Source organism: Mesorhizobium jarvisii, from assembly GCF_003601985.1.
Lineage (GTDB): Bacteria > Pseudomonadota > Alphaproteobacteria > Rhizobiales > Rhizobiaceae > Mesorhizobium > Mesorhizobium jarvisii.
Window position 1 is genome coordinate 1 of record NZ_QZXA01000002.1, and the last position, 21,300, is coordinate 21,300.

At 62.7% G+C, this 21,300-nt stretch carries 22 protein-coding genes and 1 riboswitch; of the genes, 15 read left to right on the forward strand and 7 right to left on the reverse strand.

Features of this window, described 5'->3' with window-relative positions:
- Positions 1–259, forward strand: a 259-nt coding sequence (locus D3242_RS03830) for a transposase (RefSeq protein ID WP_147377451.1), incomplete at its 5' end; no start/stop codon positions are given.
- A 401-nt stretch (positions 260–660) separates the two neighbouring features.
- Here D3242_RS03830 and D3242_RS03840 read toward each other — a convergent pair.
- A complete protein-coding gene (locus D3242_RS03840; protein ID WP_095203861.1) occupies positions 661–897 on the reverse strand; it encodes a hypothetical protein in 237 nt (78 codons plus the stop codon).
- 812 nt (positions 898–1,709) lie between these two features.
- On the opposite strand from D3242_RS03840, the gene D3242_RS03845 reads away from it, so the two are divergent.
- Positions 1,710–2,180: a GNAT family N-acetyltransferase gene (locus tag D3242_RS03845; RefSeq protein ID WP_027047051.1), complete on the forward strand. Its 471-nt coding sequence runs from the start codon at positions 1,710–1,712 to the stop codon at positions 2,178–2,180.
- A 99-nt stretch (positions 2,181–2,279) separates the two neighbouring features.
- Here D3242_RS03845 and D3242_RS03850 read toward each other — a convergent pair whose 3' ends face one another.
- On the reverse strand, positions 2,280–2,987 hold the full coding sequence (locus D3242_RS03850; RefSeq protein ID WP_019859283.1) for a hypothetical protein: 708 nt from the start codon (positions 2,985–2,987) through the stop codon (positions 2,280–2,282).
- A gap of 197 nt (positions 2,988–3,184) precedes the next feature.
- On the opposite strand from D3242_RS03850, the gene D3242_RS03855 reads away from it, so the two are divergent.
- Together D3242_RS03855 and msrA are read left to right on the forward strand one after the other, a co-directional pair.
- Entirely contained in the window at positions 3,185–4,732 is a 1,548-nt protein-coding gene (locus tag D3242_RS03855) for a glycosyltransferase family 39 protein (RefSeq protein ID WP_081296068.1), read from the forward strand.
- 174 nt (positions 4,733–4,906) lie between these two features.
- Positions 4,907–5,425, forward strand: coding sequence for a peptide-methionine (S)-S-oxide reductase MsrA (msrA, locus tag D3242_RS03860; protein WP_019859281.1), 519 nt, complete (start codon positions 4,907–4,909; stop codon positions 5,423–5,425).
- Between the two features lie 80 nt (positions 5,426–5,505).
- Here msrA and D3242_RS03865 read toward each other — a convergent pair whose 3' ends face one another.
- Positions 5,506–5,814 (reverse strand): hypothetical protein, encoded by a 309-nt coding sequence (locus D3242_RS03865; RefSeq protein ID WP_019859280.1) that lies wholly within the window; start codon positions 5,812–5,814, stop codon positions 5,506–5,508.
- 195 nt (positions 5,815–6,009) lie between these two features.
- Positions 6,010–6,123: riboswitch (TPP riboswitch) on the forward strand.
- On the opposite strand from D3242_RS03865, the gene D3242_RS03870 reads away from it, so the two are divergent.
- From D3242_RS03870 to D3242_RS03885, 4 genes are all read left to right on the forward strand, one after another.
- Complete coding sequence (locus tag D3242_RS03870) at positions 6,114–6,722, forward strand: YkoF family thiamine/hydroxymethylpyrimidine-binding protein (RefSeq protein WP_038647899.1); 609 nt, start codon at positions 6,114–6,116, stop codon at positions 6,720–6,722. It overlaps the preceding riboswitch by 10 nt.
- A 115-nt stretch (positions 6,723–6,837) precedes the next feature.
- Positions 6,838–7,587 carry an ABC transporter permease gene (locus tag D3242_RS03875; RefSeq protein WP_394811810.1) on the forward strand — a complete coding sequence of 250 codons (750 nt, stop codon included), beginning with the start codon at positions 6,838–6,840 and terminating at the stop codon, positions 7,585–7,587.
- The gene (locus D3242_RS03880; protein ID WP_019859277.1) at positions 7,584–8,351 is read left to right on the forward strand and encodes an ABC transporter ATP-binding protein; all 768 of its coding nucleotides are present in this window, start codon (positions 7,584–7,586) and stop codon (positions 8,349–8,351) included. The genes D3242_RS03875 and D3242_RS03880 overlap by 4 nt, the downstream gene beginning before the upstream one ends.
- A complete protein-coding gene (locus tag D3242_RS03885) occupies positions 8,344–9,360 on the forward strand; it encodes an ABC transporter substrate-binding protein (protein WP_064984285.1) in 1,017 nt (338 codons plus the stop codon). Before D3242_RS03880 ends, D3242_RS03885 begins: the two co-directional genes overlap by 8 nt.
- Before the next feature lie 123 nt (positions 9,361–9,483).
- Here the strand turns inward: D3242_RS03885 and D3242_RS03890 are convergent, their stop codons facing one another.
- A complete protein-coding gene (locus D3242_RS03890) occupies positions 9,484–13,041 on the reverse strand; it encodes a tetratricopeptide repeat protein (RefSeq protein ID WP_244839831.1) in 3,558 nt (1,185 codons plus the stop codon).
- Positions 13,042–13,263: 222 nt separating this feature from the next.
- Between D3242_RS03890 and D3242_RS03895 the strand changes: the two genes are divergently transcribed.
- The 4 genes from D3242_RS03895 to D3242_RS03910 all read left to right on the forward strand — a co-directional run bounded on the left by D3242_RS03895 (position 13,264) and on the right by D3242_RS03910 (position 16,463).
- Positions 13,264–13,959 (forward strand): methyltransferase family protein, encoded by a 696-nt coding sequence (locus tag D3242_RS03895; RefSeq protein WP_019859273.1) that lies wholly within the window; start codon positions 13,264–13,266, stop codon positions 13,957–13,959.
- Positions 13,960–14,486: 527 nt separating this feature from the next.
- Positions 14,487–15,116: a hypothetical protein gene (locus D3242_RS03900; protein ID WP_081296069.1), complete on the forward strand. Its 630-nt coding sequence runs from the start codon at positions 14,487–14,489 to the stop codon at positions 15,114–15,116.
- A 256-nt stretch (positions 15,117–15,372) separates the two neighbouring features.
- On the forward strand, positions 15,373–15,537 hold the full coding sequence (locus D3242_RS03905) for a DUF3309 family protein (RefSeq protein WP_064983672.1): 165 nt from the start codon (positions 15,373–15,375) through the stop codon (positions 15,535–15,537).
- Between the two features lie 440 nt (positions 15,538–15,977).
- Positions 15,978–16,463: a pyridoxamine 5'-phosphate oxidase family protein gene (locus tag D3242_RS03910; protein WP_064983674.1), complete on the forward strand. Its 486-nt coding sequence runs from the start codon at positions 15,978–15,980 to the stop codon at positions 16,461–16,463.
- 6 nt (positions 16,464–16,469) lie between these two features.
- On the opposite strand, the gene D3242_RS03915 is transcribed toward D3242_RS03910, so the two are convergent.
- The 3 genes from D3242_RS03915 to D3242_RS03925 form a co-directional block, all read right to left on the reverse strand.
- Positions 16,470–17,540, reverse strand: coding sequence for a sensor histidine kinase (locus D3242_RS03915; RefSeq protein WP_064983676.1), 1,071 nt, complete (start codon positions 17,538–17,540; stop codon positions 16,470–16,472).
- A 183-nt stretch (positions 17,541–17,723) separates the two neighbouring features.
- The gene (locus D3242_RS03920) at positions 17,724–18,011 is read right to left on the reverse strand and encodes a hypothetical protein (RefSeq protein WP_064983678.1); all 288 of its coding nucleotides are present in this window, start codon (positions 18,009–18,011) and stop codon (positions 17,724–17,726) included.
- A gap of 136 nt (positions 18,012–18,147) precedes the next feature.
- Positions 18,148–18,405, reverse strand: coding sequence for a hypothetical protein (locus D3242_RS03925; RefSeq protein ID WP_019859265.1), 258 nt, complete (start codon positions 18,403–18,405; stop codon positions 18,148–18,150).
- Positions 18,406–18,543: 138 nt separating this feature from the next.
- Between D3242_RS03925 and D3242_RS03930 the strand changes: the two genes are divergently transcribed.
- From D3242_RS03930 to D3242_RS03940, 3 genes are read left to right on the forward strand one after another with little or no spacing between them, the layout of a single operon-like run.
- Positions 18,544–19,269: a GntR family transcriptional regulator gene (locus D3242_RS03930; RefSeq protein WP_038647889.1), complete on the forward strand. Its 726-nt coding sequence runs from the start codon at positions 18,544–18,546 to the stop codon at positions 19,267–19,269.
- A 3-nt stretch (positions 19,270–19,272) separates the two neighbouring features.
- A complete protein-coding gene (locus D3242_RS03935) occupies positions 19,273–20,301 on the forward strand; it encodes an ADP-ribosylglycohydrolase family protein (protein WP_064983680.1) in 1,029 nt (342 codons plus the stop codon).
- Complete coding sequence (locus D3242_RS03940) at positions 20,298–21,275, forward strand: carbohydrate kinase family protein (protein WP_064983681.1); 978 nt, start codon at positions 20,298–20,300, stop codon at positions 21,273–21,275. Before D3242_RS03935 ends, D3242_RS03940 begins: the two co-directional genes overlap by 4 nt.
- The last annotated feature ends 25 nt before the right edge of the window (positions 21,276–21,300 follow it).

The window sequence follows — 21,300 nt, forward strand, 5'->3', positions numbered from 1 at the left end:
CGCCAAGTTGGCCGGCCTGGCGCCGATCGCCAATGACAGTGGCAAGCGCAGCGGTCGAAGACCAGTGCGCGGCGGTCGGGCAGGGCCGCGCGGCGTCCTCTTTCTCGTTGCCAGCATCGTTGCCAAAGCTTTCAAGCAACGGTTGCAGACTGCCGGAAAGGAGAAAATGGTCATCCGCATTGCGCTCGCCCGCAAGCTGCTCGTCATTCTCAATGCAAAAGCACGCGACGCGCGTAACGAATTCGCAAATGCAACTTGACACCTCAGATAGTCGCTCATCCGTCTCGGCGCTGCGCGCCGATCCACCTTCTCCCACAAGGGAGAAGGAACGAGCCGCCGCGTGTCGCCCGAAAATCTCGCCTTAACAAAGTGATACGATTGACATCTCGCCGATTGATTCAGGCCGCCTCATGTCCCGTCACGTCACCTTCATGACCATCGACGATGCCTCCCATTATTCGCCCGACGAGCGCGCGGCGATCGTTGCCGCCTTTCGGATATCCTGTTCGAGCTGATCGTGCGGAAGTTCAGGCCGGCGACGGAAGACTGAAAGGCCGCGAAGCGGGCTTCGGTATTGCCGATGATTGCTTCGTTATCTTCCCGGCAGGCTACACGGCGCGAACGCGCTGATGGCCGTGGCGGCCTCGATATATGTGCCTCTCAATGGAATCTGGTTTTGAAGACGCGAAAGACTTCGCACCAGAGGCGGAAATCGGCCAGTCTCCCGGCGAAGTGTGCTTCCATGGCACAGTAGGCCGCTGCGGTCTGCGCTTCCGGCCCATAGAGTTCGATTGCGGCAATGACTGCATCGTTAGGATCGGCAAAATCTGAAAGCCTGAGCGCCGCGCCATTGTCTGTCCGGAGCATCGAGCAACACCTTCTGTTCAGCGCCTTCAAGCCGCATATGTGGCGCAAATCATGCCTGCGGCCCAGCGGCTTGGTTGCTAGTGGGGACTGGCAGCGGAAGGCCACTGGGCCTGACCGGCAGGGCCTTAAGGATGGCAGCGCCGACTGGTGAAGATGTATGCACCCCCGCCCATATCAGCGAAACATGCGAACGAAGGAAGGGCACGGCGCGCTGGCTCCGGCCGGCGGGCTTTTCGACAGCTGCTCGCTCCTTGAAAACAGCGATTCAATCAGCCTCCGCTGAAATTGCCCCCAAAACGCCTTTGTTGGGGCGGAATGGAGCACCAATCGAATGATGCGCTGGCCTCCCGTATCGTTGCAAAATACATGGCCGGCATCGTTGGGGAAGCCGAACTGATTTCGCTCTCCAGGCGGCCACGTTAAGCCAAATCGCACGTGGATCGCATGTCGCCGGTATTGGGAACGGAAACAGGCTTCGCAGCTTCTATCTGAGCGAAGCTTGTTGAGGCAGGGCCTAATGTTCAGTGACAGGGAAACCCGATTATTAGAAGCAGGGCTGTTCATGGCGGTGCCGCTCTCGATCCTGATCGCGGTCTTGGTGGTTAGCCTTACGTTTGGCTGGTTTGGGTGACAGATTGCACGCGGCGGGGCGCGGTCCAGGAATAGCTCCAGGCCTTGCCCTGCGTCCGAGAATTCGCGCCTGACGGCTCGATCGAGCCAATGCCCGCCTCGGCTCACGCTGGGGCGGGCTTTTTGCGTTTGTGGCTCCTGCCCGGCCACTGCTATATCGCGGTGCAAGGTTGCCGGACTCGCGGCGGCGTTGATCCAGCCCGGGGTTACGGATGCAGATTGAACGATATGACGGGAACCGTGAAATATTGCTGCCGCTGTTTGCCCTTGCCGACGATTCCCCCATGCAGGTTTCCAGCTATATCGATGAGGGCGAAGTGCTGGTCGCGCGGGAGGGCAACAGGATCATCGGCCACGTGCAACTCATCGAGACAGGCGAGGGCGGTGTCTTCGAGATCAAGAGCCTGGCCGTTCGTCCGGCAAGGCAGAGCGAGGGCTTGGGGCGCGCCCTTGTCGCGGCGGCAGTCACCCGCTGCCGCGAGCGCCACGGCCGGCGCCTGATCGTGGCGACCGCGGCGGCCGATATCGGCAATTTGCGGTTTTACCAGAGACAGGGCTTTCGAATGTCTCGCATCGTGCAGGATGCGTTCGGGCCATCGACCGGTTACCCCGAAGGCTCGGCTGTGAACGGCATTCCGCTGCGCGACCAGGTGGTCTTCGAACGCGACCTCGGCGCGGATTGAGGTGAGGATCGTCCACCCCGCGCTCCAGCTTCGGGACTGTCGCAAACCATCCAATAGCCCGCTCCGGTTCGCCGGGAGGGCTATTTTGCGTTTCTGGGCTTAGGCGAGGATGTTGACGGCGCGGGCGGCGACCAGTGCGATCGTCAGCAGCGATATCATCGACTCGGCCATCATCAAAAGCTTGGCCCGCTGCGACAGCGGCAAGGTGTCGGTCGGCGAAAACGCCGTCGCATTGGTGAAGGCGAGGAAGAAATAGTCGACGAAGCCAGGCAGCCAGTCGCGGATCTCGCGGTCGTTCAAGGTCATTTGCGGGAACAGGAAGTCGGAATGGGCGCGATTGACGAGGCCGCAGGTCGGCGGCCCGCCGCGGTCCGTGCTCCAGAACCACAAGGCAAAGACGATGACATTGGTGACCCAAATGTTGAGCGCGTCGATGAGCAGCGTCTGGCCGGTGGAGCCGGCATGGCCCGCCAGCAAGGCGCGCACCAGGAACACCAGCGAACCGCAATTCATGATGCTGACGACGCCGGTCATCACCAGCGCGGTCCTGCGGATGATGACGCGAAACCGGCCGACCAGATACCAGTGCTCCTCCTCGACCGCTTTCTGGCTGGCGACCTGTGTCCAGGCGGTGGCGACGGACAGGGGCACGAGCAGGGCGGCCTCCAGCGCCGGCGCCAGCCAGCGCGGGCCGAACGAAAGATCGTTGATCACTAGGAGCTGCAAACAAATGATGACGAGGACCGCCGCGCGTGCCAGCCAGAAGTCGAGCGCGCGATGGTGGATGACGGCATGCTGGTGACGCATCGAATATCCGGGATGTTCAGACAGGATCAAATGGGCGGCTGTTCTGCCGGGGGAGGGCAACGGAGCGCCGAAATTCCTGCCCAATCTTGGTCTTGCAATGGCCTGCAAGTATACTTTTTCGTAAGCTTTGACGTTGGGGCTGTTCGGCAAACCGGACGATGTGGTTTAAGCGCCGCATGGTGGGAATAGACGACTCCATGGATGGTTGGGAGCCGGCGGGGCTGACTGCCGCCGGCCTTGACTCGTCATCGGTATGGCCCGGCCTGCTCCGCCATCCCTGGTATTTGTTGGCGCTTTTGTGCCTGGTGCAGATCCTGTGCTGGACGGTGGTGCCGGCACTGATCGATCCCGCCCCGCCCGGCGATGTGGTGGAAGGTTTCATGTGGGGCCGCGAATGGGTGCTGTTGACCTACAAGCACCCGCAGCTTCCAGGCTGGCTGCTCGAAACCAGCCATCTTCTGACCGGATCGTTCCGCTGGCCACAATATATGCTTGCCCAGCTGACGATCTCGTCGACCTTCATCCTGGTCTATCTGCTGGCCCGCGACATGCTCGGGCAAAGCCGTGCGCTGGCCGCCGTGCTTTTGATGCCGTCGGTCTATTTCTTCGGCTGGCCGACCCCGCAATTCAATCATGACTACGCGCAGATGCCGTTCTGGGCGGCCATTTGCTGGTTGCTCTGGCGCGCCGGCCGTGGCGGCGGGCCGGGCTGGTGGCTGGCGCTCGGACTGGTGTCGGGCGTCGGGCTCTATGCCAAGTTCTCCACCGGCCTGCTGCTTGCCTTCGGCGCGCTCTGGCTGTTGTGTGACGCACGCGCGCGCAGCCGGCTGGCGACGCCCTGGCCATGGCTCGGCCTTGCCGTCTTTCTCGCCGTTGCCGCGCCGCTGGCCATCGCGCTCTACCGCATCGATTTCCTGCCGCTGACCTATTTCGCAGCCCGCGACCAATGGGTGACCGAAAACCGGGCGCGTCTCTACTACATCGGCGTCCAGATGGCCGGGCTCTCCGGCTTTCTTCTGGTGCTGACGATATCCGGGTTGTTGCGGCGCTCGCCGGCCCCAGAAGCGCCGGTCGAGCGCGGCATTCTGGTCTATCTCGTGTGGATGGGGCTCGGCCCGGCGACCCTGATCATGGTGGCCTCGTTGTTCACCGGCACCGGCGAGTCCTGGGGCGCGCCGATGTACAATCTTGTCGGCGTCACGGTGCTCGCCTTTCTTGGCCACCGGCTCGGCGCCATCGAGATGCGAAGGCTGGCGATCTGCGCGTTCCTCTGCATCCTCACCATGTCGGGTGCCTATGCGGCGCTGCGCTGGACGGGCTGCAATGTGCGGGGGCGCCTGGACGCCGTCTGCTGGCCGGCACAGCCGATCGCGGACGAGGCCGAGGCGGTCTGGCACGCGGCGGCGCCCGGCCGGCTCGACATTGTCGGCGGCGATACCCAGGTGGCTATGCTGGCGGGCCTCAATGCCTATGACAAGCCGTCGATCTTCACCGATCTCGATACGCGGTTCGCGCCCTGGATCACCAGGCAGCGCTTGCACGACCACGGCATGCTGATGGTTTGGCCAGGGCATGACGTTCCGCCGCAGTTGCAGACATGGCTGGGCAACCTCCCGGTCAAGACGGTTCTTTTCAATTGGTCGCGCACGGCGCCGCCGGTGGCAATCAGCTTTGCCGCCATTCCGCCCGGCACGCTGTATCCGCCGCTTGCCGTCGACAGCCGGACCCTGCATCCGGGCAACTGAAACGGTTCGATCCCCGACCGCGTCGTGATATCGTTCGCTCATGGCCGCGTTGTTTCCACGCGACTGGACGAAGCGGACGACAATGCCCATCTATTGGGAAATCCAATTTTGTCCGCGCAATTCCGGGCGGGAAACCGCTACATGAGCTGGAATTGCCTTTTGAGGAGACGTGACATGGCGACTTCGACCGAACGCGCAGTGCTTGCCGGTGGCTGTTTCTGGGGCATGCAGGATCTGATACGGCGCTATCCCGGCGTCATCTCCACGCGTGTCGGCTATAGCGGCGGGGATGTAGCCAACGCCACCTATCGCAACCACGGCACCCATGCCGAAGCCATCGAGATCAATTTCGATCCGGCCGTGATCAGCTATCGCACGCTGCTGGAGCGCTTTTTCCAGATCCACGATCCGACGACGCGCAACCGCCAGGGCAACGATGTCGGGATGAGCTACCGTTCGGCGATCTACTATACGAGCGACGAGCAGAAACGCGTCGCCGAAGACACCATCGCCGATGTCGATGCTTCCGGCCTGTGGCCTGGCAAGGTCGTCACGGAAGTCGCGCCGGCCGGCGCCTTCTGGGAAGCCGAGCCCGAGCACCAGGATTATCTGGAGAAATATCCAAACGGCTACACCTGCCACTTCGTCAGGCCGGGCTGGAAACTGCCGGTTCGCGAAAAGGCCGCATCCTAACGGTTGGCACAAAGCATCGTTGGAAGTGATATCGAAAAGCCGCCGGATGTCCGGCGGCTTTTTTGTTTTTGGACAATCACTTACTTGCCACAGTTGTTGTCGTTCACGGTGGGCGCCGTCAAATTGCCGTTGGCATCGGACTGCGCACCTTGTGGGTTGGTCGGGCAATTCCGATCCGCATTGGAGTTCATGTCGCCCGGCGCGATGGTGGTGCTGTTGGTAATTGCCGGATCGACCGTATTGGGCGAAGCCGGCGTGCTCGGGTCTACAGTCACTGAGTGGCCGCTGCCGCCTGACCCATCCATGCCGTTTGCGGTGTTGCTTTGCGCCATCGCGGAAGTGGCAAGCGCAACGGTGAACGCCGAAGCTGCGAGGATTTTCATGAACATGGTTTTGCCTCCATTTCTGTGAACTCGCCGCGTTGCGACTGGTGGGACAACCTCTCGGCTTGGCGAAGGTTCCCCATAAAATTCCGACTGCGCGGCGTCGCCAGCGTCCACGCAACGGCCAGAGTTGGTGCAACGCTTTTGGCCCGGTGCGCTGAAAAAACGGCTTCCCCTTCCGTTCGAATGGTGCTTTAACGCGTCCATCCACAGGGGTGCTCCGTACGGTCGGGGCTGAGACGGGGGCGGCAAGCCCACAGACCCTAGAAGCTGATCTGGGTAATACCAGCGGAGCGAGGCGGGCTATGTTTTCAGGCGCACAGATTTCCCTATATCCCATGGCCGACGATTTCGTCGGCGTCATCCTGGGCGCGCTCGGCGCGCTCGATCCCTACCGGGACAGGCTCCGGATCGAAACCGACGACATCTCGACCTTGCTGGTCGGGCCGCCCGAAGTGTTGTTCCCGGCGCTGCGCGACCTGTTCGTGGCGGCGGCGCAGAGCGGCAAGCATTGCGTGCTGTCGGCCGCCATTTCGCGCGGCTGTCCTGGCGAGCCGGACGATCCGATCTGCCGCTCCGACGCGTTTGGCGGGCCTGTCGGGCCGCTCGGGCCGCGCAAGGAAGCCGCCATCGCCGCCGTGCGCAGTGCTGCTGCCACCGGCCAGCCGGCGGCGGCGCAGTTCTCGCTCTATGTGATGGGCACCGGCGACCACATGGATGAGATCTATGGCTGCATCGATTTCCTGAAACAGTCCGGCGTCTACGATCGCTCCAAGAATTTTTGCACCAAACTGCGCGGCGATACCGGCGCGATCTTTTCGGCGCTGAACGAAGCCTTCTGCCGCTTCGGACCGGGCGCGGGTCACGTAACCCTTGACGTCACGGTTTCCGCCAACAGCCCCACCGCTGTCTGAGTCTGAAACACCCGCTTGCTCTACGCGCGGTCAAGGTTGTCCTCTCGTGGTCTCATTGTCGTCAAGCCGCCCGCGGCAGCTCGCGGGTCTCTTCGCCAGGGCGGCACCGGCCGTGATGTCGGTCGGGTTGCTGCTCGTGGCCTGGGAACTCTACGCAAATTATTCCGGCATCAAGCCGACGATCCTGCCGGCGCCGTCGCGCGTCTTCGAACAGGCGACGCTCAATCGCGAGGCGCTGATCGACAACGCCGTTCCCACCATCCGCGCCACGCTGATCGGCTTTGCCTGCTCGCTCGGCGCCGCTTTCGCGCTGTCGATGCTGGTCGACTTCTTCCAGCCGCTGCGGCGCGCGCTGTTCCCTGTCTTCATCGTCAGCCAGACCTTGCCGCTGGTGGCCATCGCGCCGCTGGTGGTGCTGTGGTTCGGCTTCGGTCTGACGCCAAAGATCATGCTGGTGGCGCTGGTCACCTTTTTCCCGATGCTGGTGGCTCTGGTGCAGGGCTACGAGGCGACCGAGGTGGAGATCGGCCAGATGCTGCGCGCCATGGGGGCAGGGCGCTGGCGTGTCTTCGTTCTGGCGCGGCTGCCTTCGGCACTGCCCTATTTCTTCGCCGGCCTGCGGATCTCCATCACCTATGCCGTGGTCGGCGCCATCTTCGCCGAATATGCCGGTGCGGCCAAGGGACTGGGCATCTACATGCTCAACGCCAAGAACAATTTCCGCCCCGATCTGGTGCTGGCCGCGGTCGGCGTGAGTGCCGCGCTCACGCTGATCCTGTTCGGGCTGACGGCGCTCTTGCAGCGCCTCGCCATGCCCTGGGAACGGATCGGCCGTCAGCCGGCAGGGAAGGGGCCGGGGCGATGAGCCGGCTCGAATTGCGGCATGTGCGCAAGGCGTTTGGCGGGCTCGACGTGCTCGCCGACATTTCGCTCAGCGTCGGTGCCGGCGAATTCGTCTCGATCCTTGGGCCTTCGGGCGCCGGCAAGTCGACGCTGTTCCAGCTTCTGACGGGTGCCGAGCATGGCGAAGGCGAGATGTTGTTCGACGGCATGCCGCTCGACGACCATGGCCGGCATTTCGCATTCATGCCGCAGCGCGACGCCCTGATGCCGTGGCGGCGCATCCTCGACAACACGACACTCGGGCTTGAAGTGCAAGGCGTCAGACGCCAGGTGGCGCGGGCGCGGGTCGTGCCGCTGCTTGCAGAGTTCGGCCTTGCCGGCTTCGAGCGGCATTTTCCGGCACAGCTTTCCGGCGGCATGCGCCAGCGCGCGGCGCTTTTGCGCACGGTGGTGCAGGAGCGCGACATGCTTTTGCTCGACGAACCGTTCGGCGCGCTCGACGCATTGACCCGTGCGGCCATGCAGCGCTGGCTTGAGCAGATGTGGCGTCACCATCGCTGGACGGCGCTGCTGATCACCCACGATGTGCGCGAGGCGGTGTTCCTGTCCGACCGCATCTATGTGCTGTCGGCGCGTCCGGCCCGTGTGTTGCGTGAGATCACGGTGCCCTTGCCGCGTCCGCGAGATCCGACTGGCGCCGCCGCGCAGCAGGCCGGCGCACTCGAGGCCGAGATCCTCGACATCTTGCTCAACCCTCAACCATCCAAAGGACATGACCATGACTGATATGACACGCCGGCAGGCCCTGCTGCTCACCCTTGCCAGCGGTCTTCCGCTGATCGCTGGAGCGAGCCACGTCTTCGCCGCGACGCAAAAAGTCACCGTCGCGCTGGACTGGACTGTCAACACCAACCACATCGGGCTGTTCGTCGCCCGCGACAAGGGATTTTACCGCGAGGCCGGCCTCGAGGTCGACATTTTACCCTATAGTGACACCGGCGCCGGCACGCTGGTCGCCAACCGCGTTGCCGACTTCGGCATCAACGGCACCATCAGCCTGTTCAGCCAGAAGACCGGCGGGGCCGACTTGAAGGCCGTCTACGCCGTGGTGCAGTCCGAAACCGGCCGCGTGGTCTTCAATGCGGCGCGCAGCGAGATAAAAAGTCCCAGGGATCTTGACGGCCTGACCTATGGCGGTTTCGGCAGCGCCTGGGAAAACGCACTGATCTCGACCATCATCCGCCACGACGGCGGCAAGGGCAATTTCGAAACGGTGACGCTCGGCACTTCCGCCTATGAAGCGCTGGCCAATGGCTCGGTCGACTTCACGCTCGAGGTCTCGACCTGGGAGGGCGTCGAGGCCGAACTCAAGGGCGTCAAGCAGCGGAGCTTCGTCTATGCCGACTACGGCGTGCCGGACGAGCACACGACGCTGATCTCGTCGAGCGAAGCCTATCTCAAGGCAAACCCGGCATTAGCGTCGGCCTTTATCCAGGCAACGCGGCGCGGCTATCAGTTCACCGTCGATCATCCGGCCGAAGCCGCCGCGCTGCTGATCGCCGGCAACAAGGACGCCTTGACCAATCCGGCATTGATCGAAGCATCGCTCAAGGCGTTGATCGACGGACACTATCTGCGCGCGGAGAACGGCGCCATCGGTACGATGGATCCGGCCAAGATGGACGCCATCGGCGACTATCTCTTCAAAGCGGGCATTTTGCGCGACGCGGATGGTAAGGTTCTGACGCAGCACCCTGATTTTGCAGGGTATTTCAGCAATTCAGCTCTGGGGTAAGGTGCGTCGGTCTGCCTTTCGCGCCTCGAGGGAATGGCTGGCTAGCCAAAGGCGCTCGGTTGGCGTGAAAGCTTCCCATCGTTCAAAGCTTTTCAACGCGTCATCTGGCAGCGTTCTCGAACCTTACTTCGCGCCAAGGCTCAGCGCCTTCTTGCGGTCGGCCTCGGCGCGCTTGTGGTTGCCCTTGGCTTCCCACGCCTGCCTTCGCGCGTTGTAGGCGGTGGCGAAATCCGGTTGGAGCTTTATCGCGTGGCTCAAATCGGCGATGGCGCCGTCATAGTCCGCCCTGCTGGTCCGGATCACGCCTCGGCCCAAATAAGCAAAGGGGTTTCCGTGATCGAGGCTGAGTGCCTTTTCGAAATCGCGCAACGCAGCGACGTCCTCATGCCTGCCCATCCATATGAGTCCCCGATTGGCATAGACCCTTGCGTCCGAGGTGTTGAGACTGATGGCCATGTTGTAGTCCGCGAGCGCCCCGTCGTAATCGCCTTGGAAACCGAGGTTCTGGCCGCGGTCGTAATAGGTCTCGGCAAGATTCGGATTGAGCGTAATCGCCTGGCTGTAATCGGCGACCGCATGCGCGTAATCGCTCTTGGCCTCCCAGGCCACTGCTCGGGCTAGATAGGCGTCGTGGAATGCAGGAAAGAATGAAATCGCCTTGCCATACAGGGCTATGGCGCCGTCATAGTCGTCCTTGCCATACAGCGCTCGACCCTTGTTGAAGGTCTGTGCGGCCAGCGAAGTCCAACTCGGCCTGGTCGCTTGCTCGCCAGCCCGGCCAACGGCTTGGCCCGGCATGTTCGATGCGTTGGCTTCGTCCCTTGCAAGCATCGCCAATTCGCGACCCTTGCGGGCGAGGGCCATCTTTGGATCGAGCTTCAGCGCTTGGTCCAGGTCGGCAATCGCCGGGTCGTAGTCGCCCTTGGTGAACCAGACAGCGCCACGTGCAAAATAAGCCGGCGCATATTGCGGGTTGAGTTCGATCACGCGGCTGTAGTCGGCGATGGCACGATCCAGTTCGTTCTTGTTTGTCCACGCGACGGCGCGGCCGATGTAGGCGTCTGAATGGCCGGGATAGAGTTTGATCACCTCGCCGAAGTCGGTGATGGCTGCGTCGTACATGCCCTTCTCGACAAACGACAGACCGCGGCCGACATAGGCCGAGGCCTTTCTTGGATCGAGCGCAATCGCCTTGCTGTATTCGGCGATGGCGCGATCGAATTTGCCTTTGTCGTAGAAGGCGTCGCCGCGGTCGATGAAAGCCTTGAGGTCCTTTGGGGCCGGGCCTACGGCGTCCGGCGCGGCGCCACCCTCTGCCAGCGCAGCCACCGTCGCTTTGCGCGCAACCGTATAGTCTGGATTGCTAGGGCTGAGCTTTATGGCTTGATCGAAGTCGTCAATCGCCTTCGAATAGTCCTTGCCGTCGGCCCACGCCATGCCGCGCCCGTAATAGCTTGCATCATCCTTCGGATCGATCCCGATCGCCACCGAATAAGCAGCGATTGCGCTTCCTGCGTCGCCCTTGGCATGCTGAGCCATGCCTTTGCAGTAAAATGCGTCGCGCGCCTTTGGATCGAGCGCGGCGGCTCGGTCGCAATCGGCGAGAGCACCATCGATGTCCCCAAGGGTGATCTTAGCGAGGCCAAGGCGAAAATGCGCCGCGGCAAAATTGGGGGCGCGTTCGATGGCCTGGCCGTAGTCGGCGATCGCCTGCTGGTAGGCGCGTTTGGCAGCCCAGGCCTTGCCGCGGCCGAAATAGGCGAACCGGTTGTCCGGGTCGAGCGCGATCGCGTGGTTGTAGGCGCCGATGGCCTGATCGTACTTGCCCATGTCCAGGAACGCATCGCCGCCAAGGATCGCTTCCAGGGCCTGCGGGTCGTTCGCCTCCAGGGCCTTCGCGGCCAGCGTGTCCTGCGTGGCCGTTACATCGGCAACGACGGCTCGCGGCGTCGGCTGTAGGGTGTCCGGCAATGGTGGCGGTTTGCTGTGGTTACCCGCAACCTGTTCACTGCAGCCTCCCGTCCATTTTGGATCGAGTTTGGCGGCGCGACGGCAATCCGCCGCTGCACCGACCATATCGCCCTTCAGTGTCCTGGCACCGGCCCGGCTGAAATAGGCTTCGGCGCTCTCGGGATCCAGGTTGATCGCCTTGTCGAGATCGAGAAGTGCGCCTTCGATGCCATATTTTGCAAGCCGCGCCTCGGCGCGCTCGAGCAGGATTTTTGCGGCTGCCGGGTCCTTCCCTGTGGCAACCGACGGAGCTGTTTCGCCTGGGGCGTGTTCGCTGCAAGAGCCTGCGCGCTTCGGGTCGAGTTCGATGGCGCGCCGGCAGTCCGTGGCGGCAATGGCGTAATTTCCCTGGGATGCCTCGGCAAGCGCCCGGTCGTAAAAGGCCTCGGCGTTGTAAGGATCCAGCTGGATCGCAAAGCTGAATGAGTCTACCGCGCCTCCGACGTCGCCTTGCATCTGCTGCTCCAGCCCCCGTTTGAGATTCCAGGCAACGAGTTCGGAATGATCCTCTTTGGGGTATAGTTGCAGCGGCTCGTAAACCGGGGACGCGGCAGGCTTGGGTGTCTGTGGCACAGCCGGCGCCTTCGCGCCCACCGGCCCTGTGTCGCAGCCACCTGCCTTTTTCGGATCGAGCTCGATGGCCTTTCGGCAATCGGCGGCACCGCCGGTGGCGTCGCCGCTGCGGGTGCGCACCAGGGAGCGACCGAAATAGGCCCTGGCATAGTCTGCATCAAGAGCGATCGCTCTGTCGAAATCGGCTATGGCGCGATCGTTGTTGCCCTTGCTTGCCCACGCGACGGCTCGGTAATAGTAACCGTCGATACCAGCGGCATCGAGTTCGACTGCCTTGCTGGTGTCGGAAATCGCGCGAATCCAATCGTTCTTGCCAAGCCAGGCGGCACCGCGGTTGGCATAGGCGTCGGCGTTCTCGGGATCGAGGCCCAGCGCCACGTCATAATCGGCGATGGCGGGATCGAATTCACCCTTGGCGGCGCGGGCAATGCCGCGGTTGATGTAGACGATCGCGTCCTGCGGATCGATGCGGATCGCCTCGTCATATTCGGCGACGGCGCGCACCAGGTCATTCTTCCTGTCCCAGGCGATCCCGAGGCCGGCATGCGCCTTGCCGTTGCTGGGATCGGCCTCGATCGCCTGCTGAAAATCGAGAATGGCCGCGTCGGTCTTGCCTTTGCGCAGGAAGGCAGCGCCGCGGCTGGAATAAGCATCGCTGGACGACGGCTCCAGGCTGATGGCGGCGTTGAAATCCGCGATAGCCCGGTCGTTGTCTCCCTTGTCGTACCAATCGGCTCCGCGGTTGAAGTATGGCGAGGCCTGTTTTGGATCGAGCGCAATCGCCTCACTGTAGTCCGCGATCGCCCGATCTTGATCCTGCCTGTCGTCCCAGGCGATGCCTCGATAGAAGTAGGCCACGACGCGGATGCGCGTCACCTCCGTGGTGTCCTTGGCAATCGGGGTGCAGGCGGCGATGCGCTTGTCCGGCTCGATGTCCTTGCCGATGCAGGTAGCATAATCCTTCTCTGCCGCGAGCGCCGATACGTTCAGCGCAAGAACGACAGCAAGCCCAGCCAATAGCCGGCTGGGCGAAAGCTTCATCGGCACACGCAATCCGATCGCGGCTGCGGACAATCCCACACCTTTCCAGCTCGTCATATTGCTGGTCCTCCCCCGAAAAACCTTGGTCCGCCTCAACGGTTAATCCATGTATTGTTCCTTATTTGTTCCAAAAATGCAAGCATAAATTGTAGGCCCGCGCCGACACTGCCTGAACCTGATCTCGCGCCTGACGCGAACCCGATTTGATGCCGATCCGATCTTCCCGGTTAACCGCCCGGCAATGGTTGCGTGCAATGGTCCCTTCGAGGGATCATTGGGGTGTTTGCGTTGCTCACGTCAAAAAGTGAAGCGTTTTCGCATAGTAATGAGGGCGGATTTTTCTCCGCCGCGCGAAGGCGTGACATACTGGTCGACCTGCGCGAAGGCTTCTTTCGCCTCTGTGCCCTGGCCTGCGCGGGGCTGTTCGTCTATCGCGGCGTGTCCCAGCTCGTGGAGGACCCGACCCGGCTCAACGCCGCGCTGGTGGCGATTTCCGAGATACTCACGTTCACCTGGCTGCTTCTGTCGCGGCGTCCGGTGACGCGTGATTGGAATCCGCTTACGGTCATCGTCTCCGTGACCGCCAGTTTCGGGGTTGCGCTGATCAGCCTCCAGCCCGGCATAGCGCTTGTTCCGGTCTATTTCGCCGCGCCGCTGCAGTTCGTTGCGCTGTTGTTTGTCATCTGGGGCAAGATATCGCTTGGCCGTTCCTTTGCCATCCTGCCTGCCAATCGCGGCGTGATGACGGGCGGTGCCTACCGGATTGTGCGGCACCCGATCTATGCCGGCTACCTTGCCGGCCATGTGCTCTATCTGCTGTCGGCCTTTTCCTTCCACAACCTCGCGGTCTATGCGGTCATCACCTATATGCAGCTGTATCGTATCCTGCGCGAGGAGGCTCTGCTGGCCGCCGAGCCGGAGTATCGCGCTTACATGGAACGTGTGCGCTACAGGCTGTTCTACCGCCTATTCTGAGGGCAGACTGTCGAAAGGCCGAGTGGCGTTTGGCTTGTGGCCTGCCGCGTATGTTAATAGCTGTTCGCCGTTTCTCAGAAACGCCAACCTGCCCATCTCGTTGTTTTTGGCAAGTTCCCAAGGGAAGCGCTACGCGCCTTTCCCGCGACAACCGGTTCCAGATTTCCTGGAACTGCCTCAAGCCTGTGACGGCCTGGTTTTCCAACGCCGCCCGCTGGGTTCTGCGCTGCGAGCACAACCATCGTGGCCGATGTCCAATCATCACGATATGCGCTGGGCGTCAGCAATATGGAATCGAGTTTCTTTCCGCGCGATAAAGGTATATCGACGATTATCGTTCTCGATTTGGAATATTTTTTACATATGTATTATAGTTTTATCACTCTTATAATATATGCATTTCATCAATAAATACCATCATCTGCGTAAGTATGCGCCGAATGAAACTGAATCTCACCTGCGGCGTAGCTGAATGTGCAGTCGGCTGTGCGCCGGCTGTCATAGGGCAACGACAACAGGAGAGTGTTATGGCTTTCACCATCAAGACAGTCGCCAATGTGTTGGCGGGTAGTGCAATGGTCCTCGTCCTTTCCATGCCCGCAAGCGCGGCTGGGCTCGGCGTCGGCGCCTCGGTGGGCGGCAGTGGCGGTATCAATGCCGGCGTCGGCGCCTCGGTTGGTGGTAGCGGTGGCGTCAACGCCGGCGTCGGCGCTTCTGTCGGCGGCGGCGGTGGCATCAATGCCGGGGCCGGTGCCAATGTCGGCGGCTCTAACGGCGCCAGTGCCGGGCTCGGTGCTTCCGTCGGGGGCAGCAACGGCATCAATGCCGGAGCGGGTGCCAATGTTGGCGGCACGGGCGGCGTCACCGCCGGGCTGGGCACTAATGTCGGTGGCGCTGGCGGCGTCACCGCCGGCCTCGGCGCCAATGTCGGTGGCACCAGCGGCGTCGGCGTCGGCTTGGGTATTGGTGGCGGAACCAATCCCAGCAATCCCTCGAACCCCAGCAATCCCAGCCATCCGAGCCTGCCGGGTGTCGTGGCGCAGATGTCCAGCAGCCAGGTTGCGCGCATGAAGAAGCGTTGTGTCGACGTGCTCGGCAGCGAAGGCACCTATGATCGCGACCTGCGTCAGCTTTGCCTGTTGATCGCCCGTCGCTGAAGCCAATGCTGCCAGGGATGGGCCGTGAGGCTTGGCGCCCTGGCTTCCGGCCGGTCGGAAGCCCGCCATTCAGGCGGGCTTCCTGCGTATCGGGCCTTTCAATTCCGACCCTGTATCTATCGGGACGATCGGGTCCTTTCGTTCGCCGGTGGACATTGGGGGCGGAACGGTAAGGCGGCTCGAGCGTTCTCGTCTTCGAAACACCGTATCAGGCGGTGCTCAAACCGGCGCATCAGCGCCCAAGGGAGCGGGAAAAATGAGCTTAGGCACGATACTCATCATCATTCTTGTCATTGCGCTGCTTGGCGGCTTCAGCGGGCTCGGCGGCGGGCCGTTCTATGGAACGGGCTACTACGGCGGCGGCGGGCTCGGGCTTGTCTTGCTTATCATCATTATCCTTGTCGTGCTGGGGCGCATCTAGCTGCCTGCAAGCAGGATGATCGCAATCTCGTGACCGCGCCGAGGCCGAGGCGCACCGGATTGTGATGCAAGCAAGCTGGCTTGTGATCCGAAATTCCGCGGGACTCGCGTATGGTGATTTCGGTCCACACCCCCCGTGGAAACAAGAGGAGAGGGTCCCACCCCTTCATCCTCCTCCAAGGCCCGCCCCGGTATCCCGGAGCGGGCTTTTGCGTTGAAGCCGTGGGAACCGGCTTGCGTCTAGACAGTTGAGCTTGCGGAAGGCCCGCAACGCTCAGAACGACACTCTGCGAAACTCGCGATGATCTTCACGTCCTGTGGCGGCCCGCGGCCATATCGAGACCTCCACAGCATAGACGCGGTGATCGGCATCGCGAAAGCAGAGGCTATCAAGGTGATACGCCGCATCGATCGCGCGGCCTGAACAGAAAGAAGGATTGGATGAATATCAAGGAGATGACGCGACAGGATTGCGTCGCCCTTTTGAAGGCGCAACGCCTTGGTCGCCTGGCCTGCGTGCGTGACCATAAACCCTATGTGGTACCGGTCCATTTCGCCTTCGGCGAGAATTCCATTTTCAGTTTCTCGCTTCCCGGCCGGAAAGTCGACTGGATGCGGACCAACCCCCATGTCTGCCTTCAGGTCGACGATGTCGGCGGTGTCGATGGCTGGAGGAGCGTCGTGGTGGAAGGCGTGTTCGAGGAATTGCCCAAAGCGCCTGATCCGGATGTCGGCATGACCAGCGCCGAAAGGATGACCGCTCCCGTCGATGGCGACCGCCAGCTTGCCTGGTCGCTTCTTGCCACGCATGCGAATTGGTGGGAGCCGGGAGCACTGAAGCCCGGCGATGCCCTGGCGCCCTCGGGCAGCCATCTCTTTTATCAGATCAGGATCGAGGCGCTGTCGGGAAGGCAGGCCTCGTGGTAACGGTTCTTACGCCGCGCGCGGCACCCGTGAGGTGAACGTTGCCCGGGTGACCGAGACGCTGGTGCCGTCGTTGTCGCCGATGACTTCCACCTTGGCCTCGAGCTGTTTCACCAGCGCCTCCACGATGGCTGTTCCAAGGCCGGTGGCCGGCACGTCGTTGGCGATCTTGCCGACGCCATTGTCCGAAACCGTCAGTTTCCAGTCACTGCCGGCGGTCTCGTAGGTCACCTGGATCCGAGCGCCGTCCTTTTCCTTGGGGAAGGCATATTTGATGGCGTTGAGCACCAGTTCGGTGACGATCAGTCCGAGGCTGACTGCCTTTTGCGAGTCCATCCTGCCGCCTTCGGTCGTTACGGTGACTTCGATCGGCTGGGCCTCGCCAACCATCGAAGTGGCGAGGCTGCCGCACAGCTTCGAAAGGTAGGAGCCGACATCGATCTCGTCGACGCCGACCGAGGTGTGGAGATGGCGCTGCACCTCGGCCACGGACAGCACGCGCTGATGGGCGTCCTTGAGGTGTTGGCGTGTCTCCTCCGACGTGACAGAGCGCGCCTTCAGCAACAGGATGCTGGCGATGATCTGCAGGCTGTTGGCAACCCGGTGCTCCATTTCGCGCAGCAGCATGTCCTTCTGCCGGAGCAGATCCTCGGTGCGGCGCAGCAGCTCTTCCTTTTCGCGCTCGATGACACGGCGGGCGGTGATGTCATTGAAGGCAAGAAGGATAGTGACGGCCGGACTGTGGTCGTAAAGCACCTTGCGGGCGTTAAGCAGCATGGTGCGGCGGCCGATCCGCGGGAAATCATGCTCGACCTCGAAACCGTCCATGGCGGTCTTCTCGGGAATGATCGTCTCCAGAAGCACGCGAAGCGCGGGAATGTCCCACTGACCGTCGCCAAGGGCGTAGAGCAGCGTCCCTTGCGTCTGTGCGGGGTCGACCTCGAATGTCTTGTAGAAAGAGCGGCTGGCGGCCAGCACACGAAACCGCTCGTCAAGCACCAGGAATGGCTCGGTGATCGTGTTGACGATCGCCTGCGCCAGCGTTTGCGCATCCTCGATATTCGCAATGGGTTGAAACATGGGCAAAAGCCAAGCGAGCGGCGTCCTGCCGCTCCAAGGATTGAAGCTACACCTTTGCAGGACCGTTGTCGCGAATTGAATCCGCCAGCGGCTGCGTCGCGGGCGTATCGCCGAAAGGAAAAGACGGGCACTGGGCCCGCCTTATCCAAATGGTCAATCGGGCCTGCGCCCAATCGCGGTGCGTCAGTTCGCGCCGCCGAGCTGCTTGGTCATCTTGCAGAAATTGTCATGCGACTTGCCGATGACACTGTCGCCGCAATCCTTCGTCATCGAGGCGCGGTCTTCGTCCTTCATAGCCATCCAGGCTGTCTTGAACTCCTTCTCGGACTTCATGGTTTTCATGCCGGAGTCTGTGTAGAAGGGCGCCATCTTTGCCGGATCGTCCAGCGCGGAGGTGTGGGTGGCGGCGAGCGCCGAGCCGGTCATCATTGCAAGCGCCATCGCGCCCATGGTCAGCATCTTGAAGTTCATCTGGAAATTCCTCTCTATCGAGGTCATTGGAATAAACGACCTGCAGATAAACGGTGCCCAGAGAAAACGGTTCCTCTATATCGGTAAATATTAAAACCAGATTTTATTTTACCGAGTCTACAGCGGGGCGTCGCCGCTACTCCATGTCGGGCACGTCGCCGCTAACAAACAGCGTGGTCGGCGGGCCGTAGTCGCCAAGTGTCGGGTCGGCATCGCGGCTCCAGGCGATGACGCCGACATGTTTTGCCGCCAGAGCTCGGGCGGTGCGTATGGCGCGGTCTTCGCTCTGCTGGTCGGCGGGGCCGAAGGCTGGAAACAATTCACCGTCCTCGCCGCGGTCGAATGCGGCCACGACGATCAGCTTAGGATTCTTATGCTCTGTTGATTGGGACATGTTGCTCCTTCGACCTGGAACCTACCACACTACCGGGAACAAGGGCGGTCTGTTTGACCTGTCTCGGCATCGCATTGACAAGAGGTTTACAGCCATGTATTGAACAGGACTATACAGGTTCACTGAACAGGTATGCATATGAAGCGGCGCGCGGTTCAACTGTCTCCCGGCACGGGCAAGCCCGAGCAGATCGCGACCGTTCTGGAGCATGAAATCCGCTCCGGCGTGCTCGGCTTCGGCGACCGCCTGCAAAGCGAAAACGAACTCGTCCAGCGCTTCTCCGTCAGCCGCAACACCGTCCGCAAGGGCCTCGAGGAACTGTCCAGCCGCGGGCTGATCACCACCAAGGTCGGCATCGGCTCCTTCGTCACCTTTGACGGCAAGCCGGTCGACGACGCCATCGGTTGGTCGCGGGCGCTGGCCAATGCCGGCGCCAATGCCGAGACGAGGACGCTGCGGCTGGAGGTCATCGAAGACGCCGATCTCGCCGCCTTGCTGGAGATCGAAAGCCCGTTCTTCATCGCCGTCGACCGTGTGCGCACCAATGCCAGCGACGGCCACGCGATTTCCATCGAGCGCAGCCGCCTGCCGCTGTCGCCAGAGCTTGAGGATGTGCCGCTGCGCGGCCTGCGCGAAGGCTCGCTGCACCAGACGCTGCGCGATGCCGGCCTCATCCCCGACCATGGCGAGGAATGGGTCGGCATCGAGATGCTCAATGCTGAGGATGCGGCGATCCTCGGTTGCCCGCAAGGCACGCCCTTCCTGCGCGGCCGCCGGCTGACGCGCGCGGCCGACGACCGGCCGATCGAATATGTCACCAGCCTGCTCAATCCGGCGCATTTCGCGCTGCATATGAGGTTCTGAGCGATGGCGGATAACACCATTCTCGATCGTGCCATGGGCGCGCTTGTCGGCGGGGCGCTGGGAGACGCGCTCGGCATGCCGACGCAGCTCCTGTCGCCGGCGCGTATTGCCGAACTCTACGGCCATGTCGACGATTTCGTCGCGCCCTTCGCCGATCATCCGGTGTCGAAGGGATTGTTGGCCGGCACCATCACCGACGATACGGAACAGGCGCTGCTGCTCGGTCGCATTCTCGTCGAGTCAGGCGACCGTTTCGATCATACACGCTGGGTCAACGCGCTGCTCGACTGGGAGCGCGAGGTCAAGGCGCGTGGCAGCTACGATCTTCTGGGTCCGTCGACCAAGCGCGCCATCGATGCCATCAACAATGGCGTGCCGCCCGAGGAAGCGGGGCGCGGCGGCGATACCAATGGGGCTGCCATGCGCATCGCGCCGGTCGGCATCATGATGCCGCTGGAGCCGCTCGACGCATTCGTCGCTAAGGTGGCCGAGACCTGCCGCGCCACGCACAACACCTCGATCGCCATTGCCTCTGCCGCAGCGGTCGCGGCCGCCGTCAGCCGCGGCGTTTCCGGCGGTGACTGGCGCGCCGCCTCCGACAGTGCCGTCGCGGCGGCGCGGCGAGGGGTGACGCTTGGCCATTGGGTGACCGGCGGCGACATCGCCGCGCGTATCGTCTGGGCGCAGGATCTGGTGCGTGGCAAGGTGACGGGGGATGCAATCCAGCTGATCACCGACCTGGTCGGCACTGGCGTCGCCAGCCAGGAATCTGTTCCGGCCGCCTTCGCCGTGCTGGAGGTCGCCGGCGGCGATCCCTGGCAAGCGGCTGTGATCAGCGCCAATCTTGGCGGCGACACCGACACGATTGGCGCCATCGCGGCCGGCATGGCCGGCGCCTGCACCGGCCTTTCGCGGTTGCCGCAGCAGCATATTGCCCGGCTTGTCGGCATCGACATGTCAGAGGTGAGCGCGCTTGCCGCCGATCTCGTGGCGGCAAGGGTGGCGAAGACCGGCAAGGATGCGGCGGCATGAGCGGGCGCCTCGTCCATATCGGCAGCGCGGTGGTCGACTATGTCTACCGCATCGACGCCTTGCCGGCGCCGGGCACGGAGAAGACGGCATCGAGCTTCGCCCGGGTCGCCGGCGGCGGCTTCAACATGATGGTCGCGGCCAGCCGCACCGGCATGACGGTGGTGTTCGGTGGGCAACTCGGCAGCGGGCCGAACGGCGATTTCCTGCGCTCCGCCTTCGCCGCCGAAGGCATCGAGACGCTGACGCCGCCATCGCCGCATATGGACAGCGGCAATTGCGTTGCCATGATCTCGAGCGATGCCGAGCGCACTTTCGTCTCCTGGCCTGGTGCGGAGAGCATTCTCACCCTCGACATGATGGCGCCGGTATCGGTGGCGCCCGGTGATTGGGCGTTCACCTCGGGCTATACGCTGAGTTATCCCGGCAGCCGCGACGCGCTCACCGATTGGATCGAGGCGCTGCCTGCGCAAACGCCGTTCGTCTTCGACCCGACGCCGGTCATTTCAGACATTCCGCGTCCCATCCTGTCGCGCCTGCTTTCCCGCACCACATGGCTGAGCTGCAACGCGACGGAGGCGGCCGAGATTGCGGGCCCAGGTGATGTCGAGAGCCTGGCGGCGCGGCTGCTTGCCGACCATTGCCCCCGGGCCGCCGGTGTCGTCATCCGTTCGGCCGCCAAGGGCTGCCATGTCAGGCTGGCCGACGGCACGGCGCAGACCATTGCCGGCTTCAAGGTCAAGGCGGTCGACACCAACGGCGCCGGCGACAGCCATATCGGCGCTTTCGTCAGTGCGCTGGCGCGTGGTGTGCCGCCCTTCGAGGCGGCGCGCTACGCCAATGCGGCAGCCGCCATTTCGGTCACCCGCCATGGCGGGTCATCGGCGCCGACCGACGCGGAAATCCAGACTTTCCTGAGCCAGGCCGCCGCGACCGGCGCGCCGGGCCAGAACCAGAAGGCCCATCAGACAGCCTGACAAGCCCCGCCAAGCGGGCAAACAA